This is a genomic window from Arthrobacter sp. CC3, assembly GCF_039907775.1.
GTDB lineage: Bacteria > Actinomycetota > Actinomycetes > Actinomycetales > Micrococcaceae > Arthrobacter.
In genome coordinates, this window is sequence record NZ_JARCCY010000049.1 from 1 (window position 1) to 15030 (window position 15030).

Consider the following 15030-nt stretch of genomic DNA (forward strand, 5'->3'; position numbering starts at 1 on the left):
CAACGGATCCTCATCCGACAGCTCCGCCGCTGCCCCTACTGCCAACACGCCCCGCCAACCTAACAAAGTACTACTAGTACCTTCTGGCGACTCCAATGCCGGGCTGAAATGACTGGCAGCTGTATCGGACGTGCTTGCAACCTTACGATTTCTGTCGTGGTGGGCCGGTGGTGAATTCTCGCGCGTCGTTCATGCACCGGCTCTTTCGGTGCGTCCGGCGATCATCTTGGGTCCGTGGTCGCCGTTTGTTTGGCCCCTGCCTCACGTCCGTGGCGGGCTGGCGCCTTGCTCTGCACTGCGGTCGGCACGGCAGTAGGCCGTACGGGCCGCTGGTTTTCCGCTCCCGTGGAGGGCGGCTACTCCCTGGGCTGTTGATGTTCGACTCCCTCTTGTCGCCACCCCATATTGAGGTCAGCGTCGTCAGAGGCCCGCTTGCCGATTTCCTCCGGAAGTTTGCCGCGCAGGCGGCTGACGGCCAGATCCATCATGATGCCAAGAATGACAGCGCTGACGATCGGGATCGGGACGCTGCCCTTCATGCTGGCAGGCCCGCCGCGGCTCCCGGGCCTGGTGTTCCTCGGATCCATTATGGTCTACACCCTGGGCCGGCAGCTGCTCTTCCCCCTGCGTGTGGACCCCCGCATCCGGAAGGGAAGGACCGTGACCATCCTGGCGTGCTCACTCATCCTGGGCGCGGTCATTTTCCTGTCCATTACGTCCTGACGGGATAAACTTGCGGGCTCGGCTCCTGCTGCCCGCCCATGCCGGGCCCCGCCTAAACGCGGGAAAGCATGACCGGTCCAGGTCATGTCGCTCTTGCGATGCCATCGGCAGGGCAGGGCGGCATCGCCCCGGCCGCGGATGCGGGGACGACCGCGAAGAACATCGGCAGAGCCAGCAATGCCCCGGTTGCCAGCGTTGCCACAAGGGTCCGCCCTGCCCCCAGTGGCGGGGCAGGTGCGACGAGACGGCGGACGCGGCTCAGCGCGGATTCGTCCCCGGCTCCGAGCGCTGCCGCGGGGGTCACGCCGTGCTCGGCCATCCGCACCAGGGCCGTGGCCACTGTCAGGCGGTCGGCGCACCGGGCGGCGTCGTCGTCGGCAAGCATCTCCACCAGCCGCCCCAGGGCGCTCCGGGCCTCGCGGAAGGCCGCCACGCCCGGGAAGGCGTGCAGCAGGGCATCGGCCGCTGCAAGAATGAGGTGGTGGCGTCCACGCAGGTGTGCCCGTTCGTGGGCCATCACGGCGTCGAGCTGACCGCGGTCCAGGGCCGCCAGGGCGGCGCTGGTCAAAACAATCCTGCCGCCCCGGCCGGGAAGGCAGTACGCGGCCGCGGCCTGGTGTTCGACCACAAGCGCGTCCACGTCACGGTGGGGACGGGCGATCAACGCCAGGGACTGCAGCTGCCGGCTTCTGGTACTGGCTGCGGCTCTCAGGCCCCTGGCCGCGCTGTATCCGACCCTGGCAAGCAGGGCGAGAACGGCTACGATGCCGGTAGTACTCACGACGGCGCCGCCCGGAGTGGAATACTGCTCAACCAGTGCCATCGCGCAGGCCCGGACGAGTTCCGCCAGATCCGTGGTCCACGGCACGACCGGAACTGCCAGTGCCGCACCGGCGAGTATGACTGTTGACACCAGCGAGAAGCTCAGAGCCTGCCAGGCGGCAATGCCTATCCGCGGGCAACGCTCCAGCCAGCTGCTCCGCCGCAGCACGACAGGGCCCAGCAGCGCCAGCATCAGCCCAAGAAGAATCAGCATCACCGGAGCAATCATCGGCCGGCCTCGTCCCCTTCCGGACGGCGCGCGTCCAGCGCCTCGCGCAGTCGGGCCGCCTCATGCGGGGGTATCTGTTCCAGGAAGTGCAGCAGCGTCACTTGCCGGTCACGGCTGCCGGCCAGGACCTCGCCCATGAAGGCGGCCGCGTGCTGTTCGCGGGTCTGCGCAGGGCGGTAAAGGAAGGCCCGTCCGGCCTTTTTCCGCGTCAGCACGCCCTTGCGGCGCAGGTTGTCCATCACGGTCATCACTGTCGTGTAGGCCAGGACCCGTTCGCGCTGCAAGTCTTCGAGGACCTCGCGCACGGCAACGGGATGGTCCCGGGACCAGATCCGGTCCATCACCAGCTGTTCCAGTTCCCCTAGCCGATGTGCCACAACCCGCGCCTCTCCGTGTCCGGCCGGAGCGGCCGGACTCAACTATGTTCCATAGTAATCCCCCAGGCCTCTAACGCTGAGGACTCGGCGGATAGGACAGCTGAAGCGGACTACAGACCTGATCCTGCATCCACAACCAGCAGCTCTAAAGCAGCGTCCGTACGTTGGCGGTCGGGACTCAGTTAAGAGCCTTCCAGGTCTGTCCCTGGTCGGTACTGGCGAAGACGGCAGCGGTCGTGCCTGCGGGCGCCGCGGCATAGATTGTTGTGCCGTCCGGGGAGAACGTCGCCGCGGCTGCGCCCTGGGGCATCGTCAAGGGGGTCCAGGTCTTACCGCCGTCGTTGCTCATGGCGCTTTCGGCCATGCCGACGGCAAGCAGCCGTCCAGTGTTGGTCGGGTCCCATGCTGCCGCCATCGCCCCGCCCGGACCGCCCAGCGGCTTCCAGGTAACGCCGCCGTCGGCGCTGGCCACAAGGCCGGCCGACATATCAGGGGCAATCAGCCGCTGCGGGTCGGCGGGATCGACCAGGATCACCCCCATGAACATCCTGCCGGCCTCCGCGTTACGCGCCTCCCAGCTCGCCCCGCCGTCGTTGCTGGCCAGCAACCCCCGCGCCGCGGTTCCGGCGTAGACGGTGCCTCCGGCACCGCCAAGGGCGTGGACATCCCCCAGCCCGCCCTGGCCCGTGACCTTGCTGAAGGTGGTCCCGTCCGTGGACCGGAACAGGCCGGGGTGCCCCCCGATAAGCGTCGAGTCCCCGCTGGCTGCCGCACCCATCGGATCCGCACCCTTCAACGAGGCCAGCTGCGTCCAGGTCCTGCCGTTGTCGCTGGAGACCGCCCCGCCGTCGTGCCCGCCGACATAAAGCCGGTCCCCGAGGGCTGTCAGCACGTGCAGGTCCCCGCCCACATACGGCTTTACCGCGGCCGTCGTCCCATCCCTGGACCCACCGCTCGTGGCCAGAAAGAAACCTATCCCGGCGCCGAGAGCGATCACCGCGGCGGTGGCGATGGCCACCCAGCGTCGGCTGATCCTGCGCCCGGATTTGGAAGTTTTCGGCTGGGGTTTCTTGATGGCAGTGGGTTTGGATGCAGTAGGCACGTATAGATCCTTGCAGTTTGGGGGCAGATGCCGGATGGATGGCCTGTCCGGGTCGAATGGTGTGCGGGCAGAGGCAGACCGCGGCGGCAGCACCAGATAAGTCAGCCATTGCCGGGCTTCGGTCTTCCGCCGTCAGGTCACTATGGCGGTCAGCGGGATTCGCGGGTCGGGGTTGCCGCCTGCAGCGCCGCGATCTCGTCGCGCAGGCGGGCGATTTCAGCCTCGCGATCCACCGGAGCGGTGGAATGTCCGTAGGCCTGGGCCTTGGGCGCCATGGCGCACCGGCCCCGGCGCATCGGACGCAGACAGAAGAAGTACGTCAGGGCCAGCGATGCCACAAGGACTGCCGCGGCGAGCACAAGCCCGCTCATCGGAATCCGTCAGCTGTGGCAGGCGGCTCCACGGTGGTGCCTGCGGCTTCCCGCTGGGCCGCGCGCAGTTGGTCAACTTGGGCACGGAGTTTTGCCAGTTCGGCGTCGTTGTCAGCTGGCGGGGACGGCTCCGAGCTGTCTTTACCACCACGCATCATGAACCACATCATCAGCCCCATGGTCAGCGGGCATGCCAGCAGAGCCAAGGGAAGAAGCACTTCACTCATAGTAAGCCTCCATAATTCTCAGGTAGGTGTCTGAGGGCTTCCGGTCGGCCGCCGGCCATGTCCGGCATGCCGTTCATCATCTGCTCGTGCATCCGCCCCGTGCCGACAGCAAGCGCAGTGCCTGTTGAAGCTACGACCGAAAGCAACGAAGCGTCGTTGCCGACGGTAGATATCCTTGTCCGTGAGCGCATTGGCGCCGCCGTCTTCCTTATCTACTAAGGCTCATAGTAATAAGCAAACCGTGCGCCGGCCAACAGCCGCTGAAAGCCACCCCTGGCGACCCAGCGACGAGGCGCCTAACCTGGGTGCGGCGAAGCGCCAGGCGTCAGCTTGCGGCAAGGGCGCCATCACAGCTCAGGTGATGGCTTTCGTGCACCGACTTATTACCCGTTACAGCGAACCGCCCCGGCGCCGTAACGCGAAGCGGCCGTCCGATGGTCACGGTAGGCCATACTTCCGCCGGAGCCCGCGGGCAGCGCGGGCATGTAGTCCCGGACTTTGACGCGGCAGTGGTACGGGTCATGCTGGCGGATCGGATCAGAACGCTCCCCGGCATTCTCCCAGCCAAGGCTGCTAACTTTTGGTCCCATGGACTTTCTGCGTGTATTCCGAGTGTTGGCCGTGGCTGAAGCTGTGTCATGGCTGCTGCTTATCCTGGCAACGATCGTGAAGTACGGGATAGGGCAGGCGGGCGGAGTTCAACTCTTGGGCCCTGTGCACGGTGCGCTGTTCGTCGCCTACGTACTTCTGGCCCTGTTCCTGTGGCGGAAAAATCAGTGGACCGGCCGGGTGCTGGCCATTGTTCTTGTAGATTCCGGACTGCCGACGGGCGGCTTTTGGGTTGCCCGACGAACGGATCTGGGCGCGCGAAGGGTCCCCACACCCGTCCCGTAGTCCGCCAAACCCTCGGTCGCTCAGCACGCGCCAGCCGAGAACGTGTTCAGCTCAGGTCATTGGCAGGCTGCCCGATGCGATGCGAATCGATGCAGACCGCGGCCGAAACGGCTTGTTCTCTCGCCGGTTTTCGGTGGGGTCGCCCGTAGTGCAGGTATCGAACGTGTAAATCAGGGATCGGCTGAGTGCCGGTCGCCGGCCGGGCCCAAAATCGTTTCGCCGGACCCGTAGGCCATCCCGGGAGCGGGATGGCCTACGGGTCCTCAGACCAAGAGACGTGGGCGGTGCTAAATCCTCAGGGACTGCCCGGCTGGCTGGTCGAGGTGCTGGATTCCGTCCGCGGTGACCAGGATCACCCGGGCTGTTGCGATGTCGAAGAAGAGCCCCGTGGCCTGCAGTTGGCCTTCTGCCAGTGCGGGTCCCACCAGCGGGTGGTCTTCCAGTTTGCGCAACTGCACGGCCACGTTGACCATCCCCAGCTGATCCAGGCGTCCGAAGCCCGCCGCTGCTGCAGCGGCTGCCACCGGATGCCCGTCCAGGTATGCACGGTGGCTGGGACGGGCGTGTTCGAGCCAGGAGCTGAAGGCCTGGCCCAGGCCGGAGGCATCCGGCCCGGTGCCGGATTCGGCATCTGCGATGACGGCCTTCATGGCTCCGCAGTTGGAGTGGCCGCAGATCACGATGGATTCCACGCCGAGCCCGGTGACTGCAAATGACAGAGCGGATTCGATGGAGGTGTCTTCGCTGGGCCTGCAGACCACGTTGCCGATGTTGCGCAGGGTTAGCAAGTCGCCCGGGCCGCTGCTGGTGATCAGGTTGGGGTTGACCCGTGAGTCTACGCAGGCGATGAACAGGGTGTCTGGGTTCTGGCCGTCTGCGAGATCCTTCACGTGCGGGAGTACTTTGTCCGCGTGCCGGCGGTGGTATTTGTCGACGCCAAGAAGGATGGACCGCAGTCCCAACTGCTCGACGTCGTCCACGTTGCCGGACTGCCAGTTGGCCCTGGGCGGCAGCGGGAGTTCCAGGGCCTCCTGATGTTGGGGAGTGTTGCCTGCCGCGTCCCGGAACACCGTGTTTCCGTGCTCCTCGAGACGGACCGTGCCCCCGGTCGCGGTGTGCTGTTTCTTCCAGGCGAGCAGGGCCTCGTGGAAGGCATGGTCGAGATAGTCCGCGCCGAGTTCCACCAGCACGTCCATGCCTTCGGGGATCGAGTGCAGCACCCGGTTCAACCGGGGAAGCGCGAAGAAACTGCAGGAACCGGCGATCCCGACGCGCCACATACCGTCAGGGCCCGGCTTGGGCGGCAGGACCTGGATGGTGACGCGAAGGACACGCCACAACACGAACACGGCGGCGAGGCCCAGGCCGATAGTGACGCCCTCCAGGAGGTTAAGGAAGATAACGCACAAAAGCGTCACGGCGTAGACCCAGATCTCTCCGGTGCGCAGGCTTGTCCTGATGTCCGCGATCTTGATCAGGCGGGCGCCGATAACGATCAGTAGCCCGGCCAGGACGGCCAGCGGGATCAATTGGATCAGTCCGGCGAACAGCGCGGAGAACAGCAGGACCCAGACACCGTGCAGCACTGCGGACTTCCGGGTCCTGGCGCCCGCTTCCACATTGGTTGCGCTGCGCACGATCACCCCGGTAACGGGGAGGCCGCCGAGCATCCCGGACACAAGGTTGGCCGAGCCCTGGCCCACGAGTTCCCGGTTGAGGTTGGTGCGGGTACCACTGTGCATCTTGTCCACGGCTACCGCGGACAGCAGCGATTCGATGCTGGCAATGAGCGCCACCGAAATGACCGCCATGCCCGCCGTCGCCCAACTTCCCTCGGGCAGCTCCGGCAAGGCCACGGCATCGAACACGGACCCGGAGACGGTGATCCGTTCAATCCCGGGCGCGAACGCTATCGAGACTGCGGTGCCGGCGACGACGGCGGCCAGGGGCCCCGGGACCTTCCGCACGGCCGGCGGCAGATGCTTCCATGCAACGAGCAGCCCGATGACCAGCAGGCCCAGCACGGCAGAGTGCAGTTCGACCCCGGTGACAGCCTCGGGAAGCCGGGCAAGGTTTTCCACCGGTGACCCTGCTGGCTTGGAACCGAGCAGGACCTGGAGCTGTTGCAGGACAATGGTGACGCCGATACCCGCGAGCATCGCCCGGACGACCACCGGGGAGACGGCCAGTGCCACCCGCCCCACCCGGCTGAAGCCCAGCAGCAGCTGCACCACACCGGCGGCGGCCGTGATCGCGCACGTCGCGGCCCAGCCGAACTCGTCCACGAGTCCGGCAACGACGACCGTCAGGCCGGCCGCCGGCCCGCTCACCTGAAGCGGCGAGCCACCCAGGGCGCCGGCAACGATCCCGCCGACCGCAGCAGCGATGAGACCGGCCATGACCGGAGCTCCCGAGGCCGCGGCGATGCCCAGGGACAGCGGCAGCGCCACCAGGAAGACAACCAGCGAGGCCGGGGCATCGTCCCTGAAGCCGTGTAGGAACGTCCTCCTCCCGCGCGGGGCCGCGCCCCTGGGTGGAGCGCCCGGGGGCGGCGCGACGGCGGACGGGTCGACGGTATCGGACAGGTCAGACGATAAGGCCATGATTTCCTTCTACGGAGGGGAAGCATCGGTCCTCAACAACGTATAACGGCAAGGTAACAGGGTGATGTCCGGGGCCTGAGTGTTTGCTGAGACGGATAGTGCGTCTCGTCGACCTGGAAGAGCCGGAGATCTGCAGATGGGGCGGCTGCCGCAGGAGGCGATTTCCTACCTTGAGCTTCTCAAAGTGCTGCGCGAATTCTGCCCCACTCCTCATGGTTTCCGTCCTCGTCATTGGCCCAGCGCGGCGGGCGGGGCTAGATTCGGTTGGCCGGCGTGCAGGCTGTCCTTGTCGAAGACAGCTACATATCCCGAGGCGACCATATGAGGGTCGGGTTCTTGTGCGCGGATGCCACGGTTGCCCTTCACGGGAACAGTGATTTTCCTCGGTGCTTTCCTCTAAGTAGCAGGTGGCGTCGGCAGCTGAAGCGGTGCGCGGTCCCGGGTGGACGGCATCAGCTGCCTGCCGGGGTTACAGACTGCCGTCCCGTGCCAGACATCAACGCTCATTCCGCTGATCAGACCGCAGCCGTCCGATGCCGGGCAGGAATCGGCCCACCCGTGAGGCGTAGTCGGTATATGCGGTGCCATGCGTACGGCGCAGGTATGGCTCTTCCACCCGGCGCACCTGCATCTGGGTGCCGACAAGGATGGCGGCGAACCCGGCGACCGCGACCACGTTGGGCACCATCAGCGTCAGGCCCAGGAACGCCAGGAACACGGCACTGAAGATCGGGTTGCGGACGAGCCGGAACGGGCCCCAAGTGACCAGGACGGTTCGCTCGGTTTCGTCCACACCGATACGCCAGGATGCTCCCATCGCAAGTTGGGCGGCGAAGGTAGCCAGGATGCCGAGCACGGCAAGTGCCGTGCCGACACCGCGAGCCACCGGGTGGTCCAGAACCTCGAGCGGCGCGAGTCCGGTCAGGTCTGCGATAGGCGCGGCCACGCCCGTGATCAGGGTGCCGAATTCCATGCCCCAGTGCGCCCACCATTGCAGGGATCCAGGCCCGACCGAGAACTGCCGGATCCCGGCGTCGCCCGTGCGGTGACGCTGGATCACGTGGCGCGCGACGTCGAGCAGGGCAAAAACTCCGGTGAGGATGAGAGCAGCGACAGCCATCACCCATCACCCCTCGTCACTACCCGGTTCATCAACATTATCGAATCGCTTCCTGCCGCCTAGGCTTTATACCATAACTTTTTGGCGATCCAGCGGCCCGGACGCATCCGCCTCCGGCAATTTCCAGATTGCTGACACTGCGTAAGCTGTTCTGCCCAGCCCGGCTTCGATGACCTTTGGTGAGTGACCAGACGCGCCCCGGACCGGGCCTCGACCGTACTTCGGAGATCAGAGATGGCGGCGTACATCTTTCACTTCTGCGCCGGCCTGGATCCCCTCGCTTGCGCTACCGATCGCCGGTATAAACGCGAAGCTTCCAGGGGACATGATTGGCGTGTGACGAAATTCGGCCCGAGGCCTGGAGGCGGCGGGTAGCGGGCCGACCCCGCCCAGCATGCCATCGGCGTGGCGGAAAGATGCTCGGCACGGGCTCGGCGTTGGACCGCTAGGTCCTGTGCGAAAGCGCCCCAGCTTCGGTGATCCCGGCCCGGAGTCCGTCCGGCTGCAGGGCATCTCTCCGTTCGCATCAGCGGCAACTTTTGCCCTCATCGCCAGGAGCCAGCGCCAGAGATCGCATCAGATCCCGACGCTCCACGGTAGAGCCGCGCACCAGCCCGGACTGTGGCCGTCAGGACGACCCGGGTTTTCCGGGAACGTGGACTGCGCCGAACTCAGTGATCATTTCCACTTCTTCCAGCGTCAGGAGTGCCGGCAGCTCAGGCGCACGGCCATCCCGGCTACCTCTGACGTGCAGCGAGTGCACTGGGCCATATGCAGCGCCTACATCTGCGGCATTACCGGGAATATCTTGTCCCGGCACACCGGCTACGAAATCGGACATCACCAGGGCCGTCCTGAAAGCCTGTCAGACCGTCTGCACGGACTCCCGGACGAGTGCGAATCGCATGCACGAGCATTGGCGTATCTGCATGGAAGCCGGCCGCCGCTGCGAGCAAGCTTGCGCGGAGCCCGCTATCAGTTGAATTTAGAGCCAGCCGGTGGGGTCGACAACTTTCCCGTTGACTTCAACCTCGAAGTGGAGGTGGCAGCCGGTGGAGGCGCCCGTGGTCCCACTGAAGGCCACCACGTCTCCCCGGGATACTGCCTGCCCCTTGGTCACGTTGAAGGAAGACAGGTGGTTGTATGTGGTTTTCAGGCCGTTGCCGTGATCCACGACCACGCGGTTCCCTCCGCCATACTGGTCCCAACTTGCGAAGGTGACGGTACCTGCGGCAGCGGCCAGGACGGAAGTGCCGCACTGGGCGACGAGGTCCTGTCCCCGATGGAAATCTCCTGAACCGCCTGTGATGGGACTGACCCGGAGCCCGAACGGCGAAACTGTGGTCATCGCAGCGAGCGGAGCGCCAAGAGTTCCAGCGGAGGCTGCGCGGGTGATGGCACCGGCCGACTGGGCACTGAGCAGTTGTTTCAGCTTGCCGTCCGGGTCCGCCTTCGTGGCTACCGGGGAGCGGCTGAAGTCGATTCGAGCTCCCGGCGCCGCGGAAATTTCAGGCTGTGGGGCGGTGGAAACGGCGGACGCGGCCTGAACGGGTTCCTGGGCGGCCATCACAGGGCCGGTCACCGGAACAGTCACGGTGAGTGCCAGGCCCGTTGCTGCCAACGCGATGCCGGCCTTCTGGCCGATACCGCTGGAGGCGGCGAAATCAGTGATCTGGCGGAAGGGTCCCCGGCGACGGCGTGCTTCGCGCTGCGGATCGCGGGGCCTGTCCGCGGTAAACACCTCGGTCGCCCGGCGCGCCGAAGCGGGGCCTGTCGCGCGTCGGCGGCCCCTGGAGTATTGCCTGGCCAAGATTTTTTCCTCTCCGGGTAAGCCTGCGAAGTTAGCTGTCGGATTCGGGTCAGAGAGTTCAAAGACCCGGTCCGCCGTAACAAGCACTCTGCGCAGAGATGTCCCCGGAAGGATTTTTAGCTCGATGAGGGCTTGCTGCTGACGGACTTCACCCCAAGGCAGTCCTGCGACTGCCGGTTATGGTTCCTCCGCCTCTGCCAGTTGGTGACTCGTGCACCTGATCCGCTGGCAGAGCCTGGCTCCGGATCAGGTAACGCTTTGGTATCGATGCTTCAGGCTCAACTATAGCTGACTAATCGGACCGTAATCGTTCCGTTATCTTTGCGGAAGGGGCGTCACGGCATTACGTGCGCCGGGTCAGCGCAACTGGAGGAGTCGGGGTCTCGCCCATCCCGTGCGCCACCATGCTGCTCATCGTCGCTTAAATATGGTTAAGGATTCGGAACGCCATCATTTGGCCTTGACCACTATCGGCCCGTCGCCTTTGATGCCGTCTGCCGCCTTTGACCCATGTGGCGGCGGCTGCGGAAGCTCTGACGTCGGACTTGATTCTTTCGTTGGTCCCAGAGGGCCCGTCCGAACCACATGAGACCGGCAATACTGACTTCACCCGCGGTTCGTTCGTGTGGAAACCTTCACATTCTCCGCTGGGAACAGCGGATCGTCAGGGCAGCCTGGGCCTCCGCCGGGCGTCCCGGCGTCCCAGGAACACCGCCGCCCCTCCCGCCATCAGGCTCAGGAAGAGAAGCACCCAGCCCCCGACCGTGAGGGCTGACGCCGCAGCCACCGCGCTGGCATCGGGCGTGGCAGGAGCAAGGGCGGCGTCAACGGCAGCGTTGGCCCACAGTCGGATGATGACGAAGAGTATCGGCGCCATCCACAACGCCCAACGCACGGTCTTGACGGCCACGTTCGTGCCGATCAGCAGGAGCCAACTGAAGCCGAAAATGAGAGGAAACAGCGTCCCCGCGGTTTTGTGGACGTAGCCGAGCTGCCCGCGGGCGTCATCGTCCATGGCAGCGCGCAGCTGCCCAACATACTCGGTGGAAAAGCCGCCCACAAGGGAATCCGGCATCGCGAGACCGCCGGACAACTGCGTCATCTGGTTCAGCGTGAGCAAGTGCAGGTACCAGAACAAGAAAAGGCTGGCTACGACGCCGGCAACAACGATCAGGTTGCTGTTACCTTGCGCCTTTTGCGGCGACCGGCTGGTTGTGGAGTTGATCACAGGAGGCAGTTGGTGGGCGGGGACCGTGGCTTTGCTGCCGTGTTTTTTGATGCGCTGGGCGGGAGTCTTGGCCATGGCCTCATTATCCCGCGCCAGCTTGATCCATCAGGACAACAACCTGATCGAACAGGTCGGGACCGGCCGGATGGATCCCTACTGTCTCAACGGCTGCCATGGCCAGGTGGCATGGCACGGGCCTCCGCCGGCACGGGTTTGGCCGGTTTCAGGCCACGACGAGCAGGCCGGTGCCGAACATGACGGCCAGGCCTGCCACGATTCCCCCGGCGGTCAGCGGCGTGAAGGTCTTTCCTTCGGGGTCCTTGAGCATTGGCAGGAGCTTGACAGCGACCTGGCCGACGGCCCCGGCGCCGAGACCGAGGAGGAATGCGCCCAGGGTGGGCTGGTACACGGTGGAGCCGATCAGTGCCCCGAGCACGGCAGGGGCGCCGGCGATCAGGCCCAGGACGGCGAGGCGGGCAAGGGAGGGTCTTGTTCGGGCCATGGGGGTGACGATGGCAAGGCCTTCGGTGGTGTTGTGGATGGCGAAGCCGATGATCAGGGAGGCGCCCAGGGCCAAGGAGCCCACGGCGTAGGCCGAGCCGATGGCAAGGCCCTCTCCGAGGTTGTGCAGCCCGATGCCGACGGCGATCAGTAGTGCCAGCCTGCGCGGCGAAAGTGCGGCGGGCTCCCCTGTGGTGTGCAGGTCCTGGTGCCGGCGCATCCAGGCGTCGGTCGCCTCCAGCACCAGGTAGGACAGCAGCGCCCCCAGGATCACGACGAGGGGTCCGCCGAAGGCGCTGGTGCCGGCGACGAGATCAAAGGCCTCAAGGGTGGCGTCGAAGGTCAGGAAGGCCAGCAGCCCGACGGTGACGCCGAGCAGTCCGCGCACCCAGGCGGCGGAGGAGCGCCGGACGAAAGGCATCCAGAGCATTCCCAGCGCCACCGGGATGACTCCGACGTAGACGCCGAGCAGTGCCATCAGGCCGAAAAAGGAGCCGTCGCGTTCGGGGCTCAGCGCGGCGGCGTCGATGGCGGCGGGGATCTTGCCCCCGATGGAGGTCACCAGGGCGATCTCGTAGGGGTCCCCGTCCACCCAGTGGTAGCTGACGGTGATGGTGCTGGTCTGCAGCGGGGCCATGGTCTCGGTGGTCTGGGTGAAGGCTGCGTAGTAGTCCGAGACGTTGACCTGGGCGATGGCCACCGGGTCCGGGCCTTCGTTGCGGACAGTGATGATGATCTGGCCCGGGGTCAGCCGGACGTCCTCCACCGCCACTTCTTCCTTGGGTGGAACTCCCTGGCCGAGCCGGGACAGGCCCGGGCCGTTCAGCAGGGAAAACAGGCCCAGGAGGACGGCTATCAGGACCAGGGGTCCGAGACCGAGCAGCCACCGGGGTTTCGGCCGCCGGACGACTGTCTGATCTGTTGACGTGGATGCCGGCGCTGACGTTGATGCCGGTGCGGCCGGTGTGGTGTGGGTGCGTGTCATGATGCGCTCACCTCGAAGAAGCCCATCCAGCCCAGTTCGGCGAATTCGGTCTTGTGCGCGTGGAACATGTACTTGCCCGGATACGGGAAGCGCACCTCAAGCATGCCGCGCTGGCCCTGAACCTGGGAGATGGTGTCAGTGTATTCGCTCGGTGTCAGCATGGTCCCGGTGGGGTAGTAATGGAAGAAGTTCCCGTGGACGTGGAACGAGTTGATCGGGTCGTATTCCAGCACGTTGATCAGGTGGATCCGCACCAGTTCGTTCTGTTTGACCTGGACCGGGTAGTCCATGAAGTGGAAAGGCAAGCCGTTGACGGAGTAGAACTCGTTGTCGTCCCCGCCGTCGGTGTTGTAGCCGTTCATGACCATCACCATCTCGTCATCGGCCTTGGGCCGGCCCTCCTTGGGTTCGATAATGAAGGCCCCGTAGAGGCCTTTGGCGATATGCGGGGCCAGCGGTGACTGGTGGCAGTGGTACAGGTGCGTGCCAAACGGGGTCGCATCGAACTCGTAAGTGAAGCTCTGCCCAGGGGAAATGGACCCTGGGCCGATTCCCGGAGTGCCGTCCATTTCGGCCCTGTGGACACCGTGGAAATGCATCGTGTGCGGGTGCGCCCCGGCGTTGGTGAAGTTGATCCGCAGCGCATCGCCTTCCCGGGCCCAGAGCGAGGGTCCGGGGATCCGGCCGTTATAGCTCCAGCCCGGAAACGTCACCCCCGGAGCGATCTCGAAATCCTTGTCCACCGCCACGATGTCCCACTCCCGCAGGGTCCGCCCGTCCGGCAGGGTGCTGGTTTTGCCGCGGTCAAAGTCCCGCAGGATGGACGAAGGGTCAATCCCTGCCCGTTCCACGGGCACCGATCCGGTGGGGAATCCGGCACCCCGGCCTGTGTCATCGCCACCGATGCCGGGGTGCCTGCGTTCGCAGGCTTGTTGGCGGCCGGTGGCTGCATGGCGCCGTGATTCATGCCTTCCGGACCTGAGGTTTCCCCCGGGCCTTTGGGTTCCGGTGCGGTAAAGGCCGACAGCGCCGGCACGGCAGCAAAGGCGGCGGCACCGGACAGCATCGCCCGCCTGCTCGGCATTTTGGACTTCGCCGATTTCAGGGCGTCCACAGGACCTCCATCTTCAAACATCATTGTTTGAGAAGTCTAACATTCATGTTTTGTTGATAAAATCTCTGTTATGCCTGTATCCGACCTGACCCATTCCGCCCAGGACTACCTCAAGCTGATCTGGACCGCCACCGAATGGTCCGCCACGCCGATCACCATTAGCGTCATGGCCGAACGCTTGGGGGTGACCCCGCCCACGGTCTCCGACGGAATCCGGAAACTGGCCCGGCAGGGACTCCTCTCCCACGCCCCCTACGGCAGCATCGAATTGACCGATCTCGGACGGGAGCATGCACTCACCATGGTCCGCAGGCACCGGCTGCTGGAGACGTTCCTGGTCGAGGTGCTCCACTATGGCTGGGATGAAGTCCATGACGAGGCCGAAGTACTCGAGCACGCGGTGTCGGACGCCCTGATCGAGAGAATCGCTGCCCACCTCGGCCATCCCACGCATGACCCGCACGGTGACCCGATCCCGACTGCGGACGGTCAGCCCCATCTTCCGGCCGCCGGCCAGCTAACCACCGTGACCCCCGTCCGCGGGGTCACCATCACCAGGATCTCGGACGCCAACCCGGACATGCTCCGATACTTCTCCGAACTTGGACTCCGGCCAAACACACGATTGACCGTCCTCGGCCAGCGCCCCTACGCCGACGTCACCAGCGTCCGCGTGGAGGACAGCGGAAACGAAATCGATCTCGGATCGGCCGCGGCCGCCTCGATCTGGGTTGTCTCCAGCTAACGGGCCGTTTTAGATCTTTCGCATGCACAACGTCTTCGTTCCGGCCAGAACCAGGACATGACTGTTGGTGACCGGATCCAAGCCGTAAAGGAGCCGGGGGGTGGTTGCGTGCGTCGGGGGATCGAGGCGAGGGATACACAGTGTGCGCATCCTGCACCAGGACCGCCGTCATTGTCAGG

The 15030-nt window shown here is 65.3% G+C and carries 14 protein-coding genes and 1 riboswitch; of the genes, 3 read left to right on the forward strand and 11 right to left on the reverse strand.

Translation table 11 applies throughout. From position 1 onward, the window contains the following. The first annotated feature begins 498 nt into the window (after nt 1–498). Nucleotides 499–723 (forward strand): hypothetical protein, encoded by a 225-nt coding sequence (locus tag PV761_RS20830; protein WP_347899521.1) that lies wholly within the window; start codon nt 499–501, stop codon nt 721–723. A gap of 82 nt (nt 724–805) precedes the next feature. Here PV761_RS20830 and PV761_RS20835 read toward each other — a convergent pair whose 3' ends face one another. From PV761_RS20835 to PV761_RS20855, 5 genes are all read right to left on the reverse strand, one after another. Then, on the reverse strand, nt 806–1759 hold the full coding sequence (locus tag PV761_RS20835) for a M56 family metallopeptidase (protein WP_347899522.1): 954 nt from the start codon (nt 1757–1759) through the stop codon (nt 806–808). 11 nt (nt 1760–1770) lie between these two features. After that, the gene (locus PV761_RS20840; RefSeq protein ID WP_347899523.1) at nt 1771–2151 is read right to left on the reverse strand and encodes a BlaI/MecI/CopY family transcriptional regulator; all 381 of its coding nucleotides are present in this window, start codon (nt 2149–2151) and stop codon (nt 1771–1773) included. A 178-nt stretch (nt 2152–2329) separates the two neighbouring features. Continuing rightward, nucleotides 2330–3253, reverse strand: coding sequence for a sialidase family protein (locus tag PV761_RS20845; RefSeq protein WP_347899524.1), 924 nt, complete (start codon nt 3251–3253; stop codon nt 2330–2332). 149 nt (nt 3254–3402) lie between these two features. Next, nucleotides 3403–3624: a hypothetical protein gene (locus PV761_RS20850; RefSeq protein ID WP_347899525.1), complete on the reverse strand. Its 222-nt coding sequence runs from the start codon at nt 3622–3624 to the stop codon at nt 3403–3405. Beyond that, a complete protein-coding gene (locus PV761_RS20855; RefSeq protein WP_347899526.1) occupies nt 3621–3851 on the reverse strand; it encodes a hypothetical protein in 231 nt (76 codons plus the stop codon). The genes PV761_RS20850 and PV761_RS20855 overlap by 4 nt, the downstream gene beginning before the upstream one ends. Nucleotides 3852–4439: 588 nt before the next feature. Here PV761_RS20855 and PV761_RS20860 point away from each other — a divergent pair. Further along, the gene (locus tag PV761_RS20860; RefSeq protein ID WP_347899527.1) at nt 4440–4745 is read left to right on the forward strand and encodes a DUF3817 domain-containing protein; all 306 of its coding nucleotides are present in this window, start codon (nt 4440–4442) and stop codon (nt 4743–4745) included. 287 nt (nt 4746–5032) lie between these two features. Here PV761_RS20860 and PV761_RS20865 read toward each other — a convergent pair whose 3' ends face one another. The 6 genes from PV761_RS20865 to PV761_RS20890 all read right to left on the reverse strand — a co-directional run bounded on the left by PV761_RS20865 (nt 5033) and on the right by PV761_RS20890 (nt 13843). After that, nucleotides 5033–7348 (reverse strand): bifunctional SulP family inorganic anion transporter/carbonic anhydrase, encoded by a 2316-nt coding sequence (locus PV761_RS20865; protein ID WP_347899528.1) that lies wholly within the window; start codon nt 7346–7348, stop codon nt 5033–5035. A 496-nt stretch (nt 7349–7844) separates the two neighbouring features. Then, a complete protein-coding gene (locus PV761_RS20870; protein ID WP_347899529.1) occupies nt 7845–8468 on the reverse strand; it encodes an isoprenylcysteine carboxylmethyltransferase family protein in 624 nt (207 codons plus the stop codon). Between the two features lie 985 nt (nt 8469–9453). After that, on the reverse strand, nt 9454–10278 hold the full coding sequence (locus PV761_RS20875) for a peptidoglycan DD-metalloendopeptidase family protein (protein ID WP_347886657.1): 825 nt from the start codon (nt 10276–10278) through the stop codon (nt 9454–9456). Between the two features lie 4 nt (nt 10279–10282). Beyond that, nucleotides 10283–10498: riboswitch (cyclic di-AMP (ydaO/yuaA leader) on the reverse strand. Nucleotides 10499–10942: 444 nt separating this feature from the next. Beyond that, a complete protein-coding gene (locus PV761_RS20880) occupies nt 10943–11581 on the reverse strand; it encodes a hypothetical protein (RefSeq protein WP_347899530.1) in 639 nt (212 codons plus the stop codon). A gap of 148 nt (nt 11582–11729) precedes the next feature. After that, entirely contained in the window at nt 11730–12992 is a 1263-nt protein-coding gene (locus tag PV761_RS20885) for a ZIP family metal transporter (RefSeq protein ID WP_347899531.1), read from the reverse strand. After that, complete coding sequence (locus tag PV761_RS20890; RefSeq protein ID WP_347899532.1) at nt 12989–13843, reverse strand: multicopper oxidase domain-containing protein; 855 nt, start codon at nt 13841–13843, stop codon at nt 12989–12991. Before PV761_RS20890 ends, PV761_RS20885 begins: the two co-directional genes overlap by 4 nt. A 333-nt stretch (nt 13844–14176) precedes the next feature. On the opposite strand from PV761_RS20890, the gene PV761_RS20895 reads away from it, so the two are divergent. Then, nucleotides 14177–14851 carry a metal-dependent transcriptional regulator gene (locus PV761_RS20895; protein WP_347899533.1) on the forward strand — a complete coding sequence of 225 codons (675 nt, stop codon included), beginning with the start codon at nt 14177–14179 and terminating at the stop codon, nt 14849–14851. The last annotated feature ends 179 nt before the right edge of the window (nt 14852–15030 follow it).

Bases quoted from the DNA above. Each gene is read 5' to 3' on its own strand.
- PV761_RS20830 (WP_347899521.1), top strand. From the start codon at position 499: ATGACAGCGCTGACGATCGGGATCGGGACGCTGCCCTTCATGCTGGCA.
- PV761_RS20835 (WP_347899522.1), bottom strand. From the start codon at position 1,759: ATGCTGATTCTTCTTGGGCTGATGCTGGCGCTGCTGGGCCCTGTCGTG.
- PV761_RS20850 (WP_347899525.1), bottom strand. From the start codon at position 3,624: ATGAGCGGGCTTGTGCTCGCCGCGGCAGTCCTTGTGGCATCGCTGGCC.
- PV761_RS20855 (WP_347899526.1), bottom strand. From the start codon at position 3,851: ATGAGTGAAGTGCTTCTTCCCTTGGCTCTGCTGGCATGCCCGCTGACC.
- PV761_RS20860 (WP_347899527.1), top strand. From the start codon at position 4,440: ATGGACTTTCTGCGTGTATTCCGAGTGTTGGCCGTGGCTGAAGCTGTG.
- PV761_RS20865 (WP_347899528.1), bottom strand. From the start codon at position 7,348: ATGGCCTTATCGTCTGACCTGTCCGATACCGTCGACCCGTCCGCCGTC.
- PV761_RS20870 (WP_347899529.1), bottom strand. From the start codon at position 8,468: ATGGCTGTCGCTGCTCTCATCCTCACCGGAGTTTTTGCCCTGCTCGAC.
- PV761_RS20880 (WP_347899530.1), bottom strand. From the start codon at position 11,581: ATGGCCAAGACTCCCGCCCAGCGCATCAAAAAACACGGCAGCAAAGCC.
- PV761_RS20885 (WP_347899531.1), bottom strand. From the start codon at position 12,992: ATGACACGCACCCACACCACACCGGCCGCACCGGCATCAACGTCAGCG.
- PV761_RS20895 (WP_347899533.1), top strand. From the start codon at position 14,177: ATGCCTGTATCCGACCTGACCCATTCCGCCCAGGACTACCTCAAGCTG.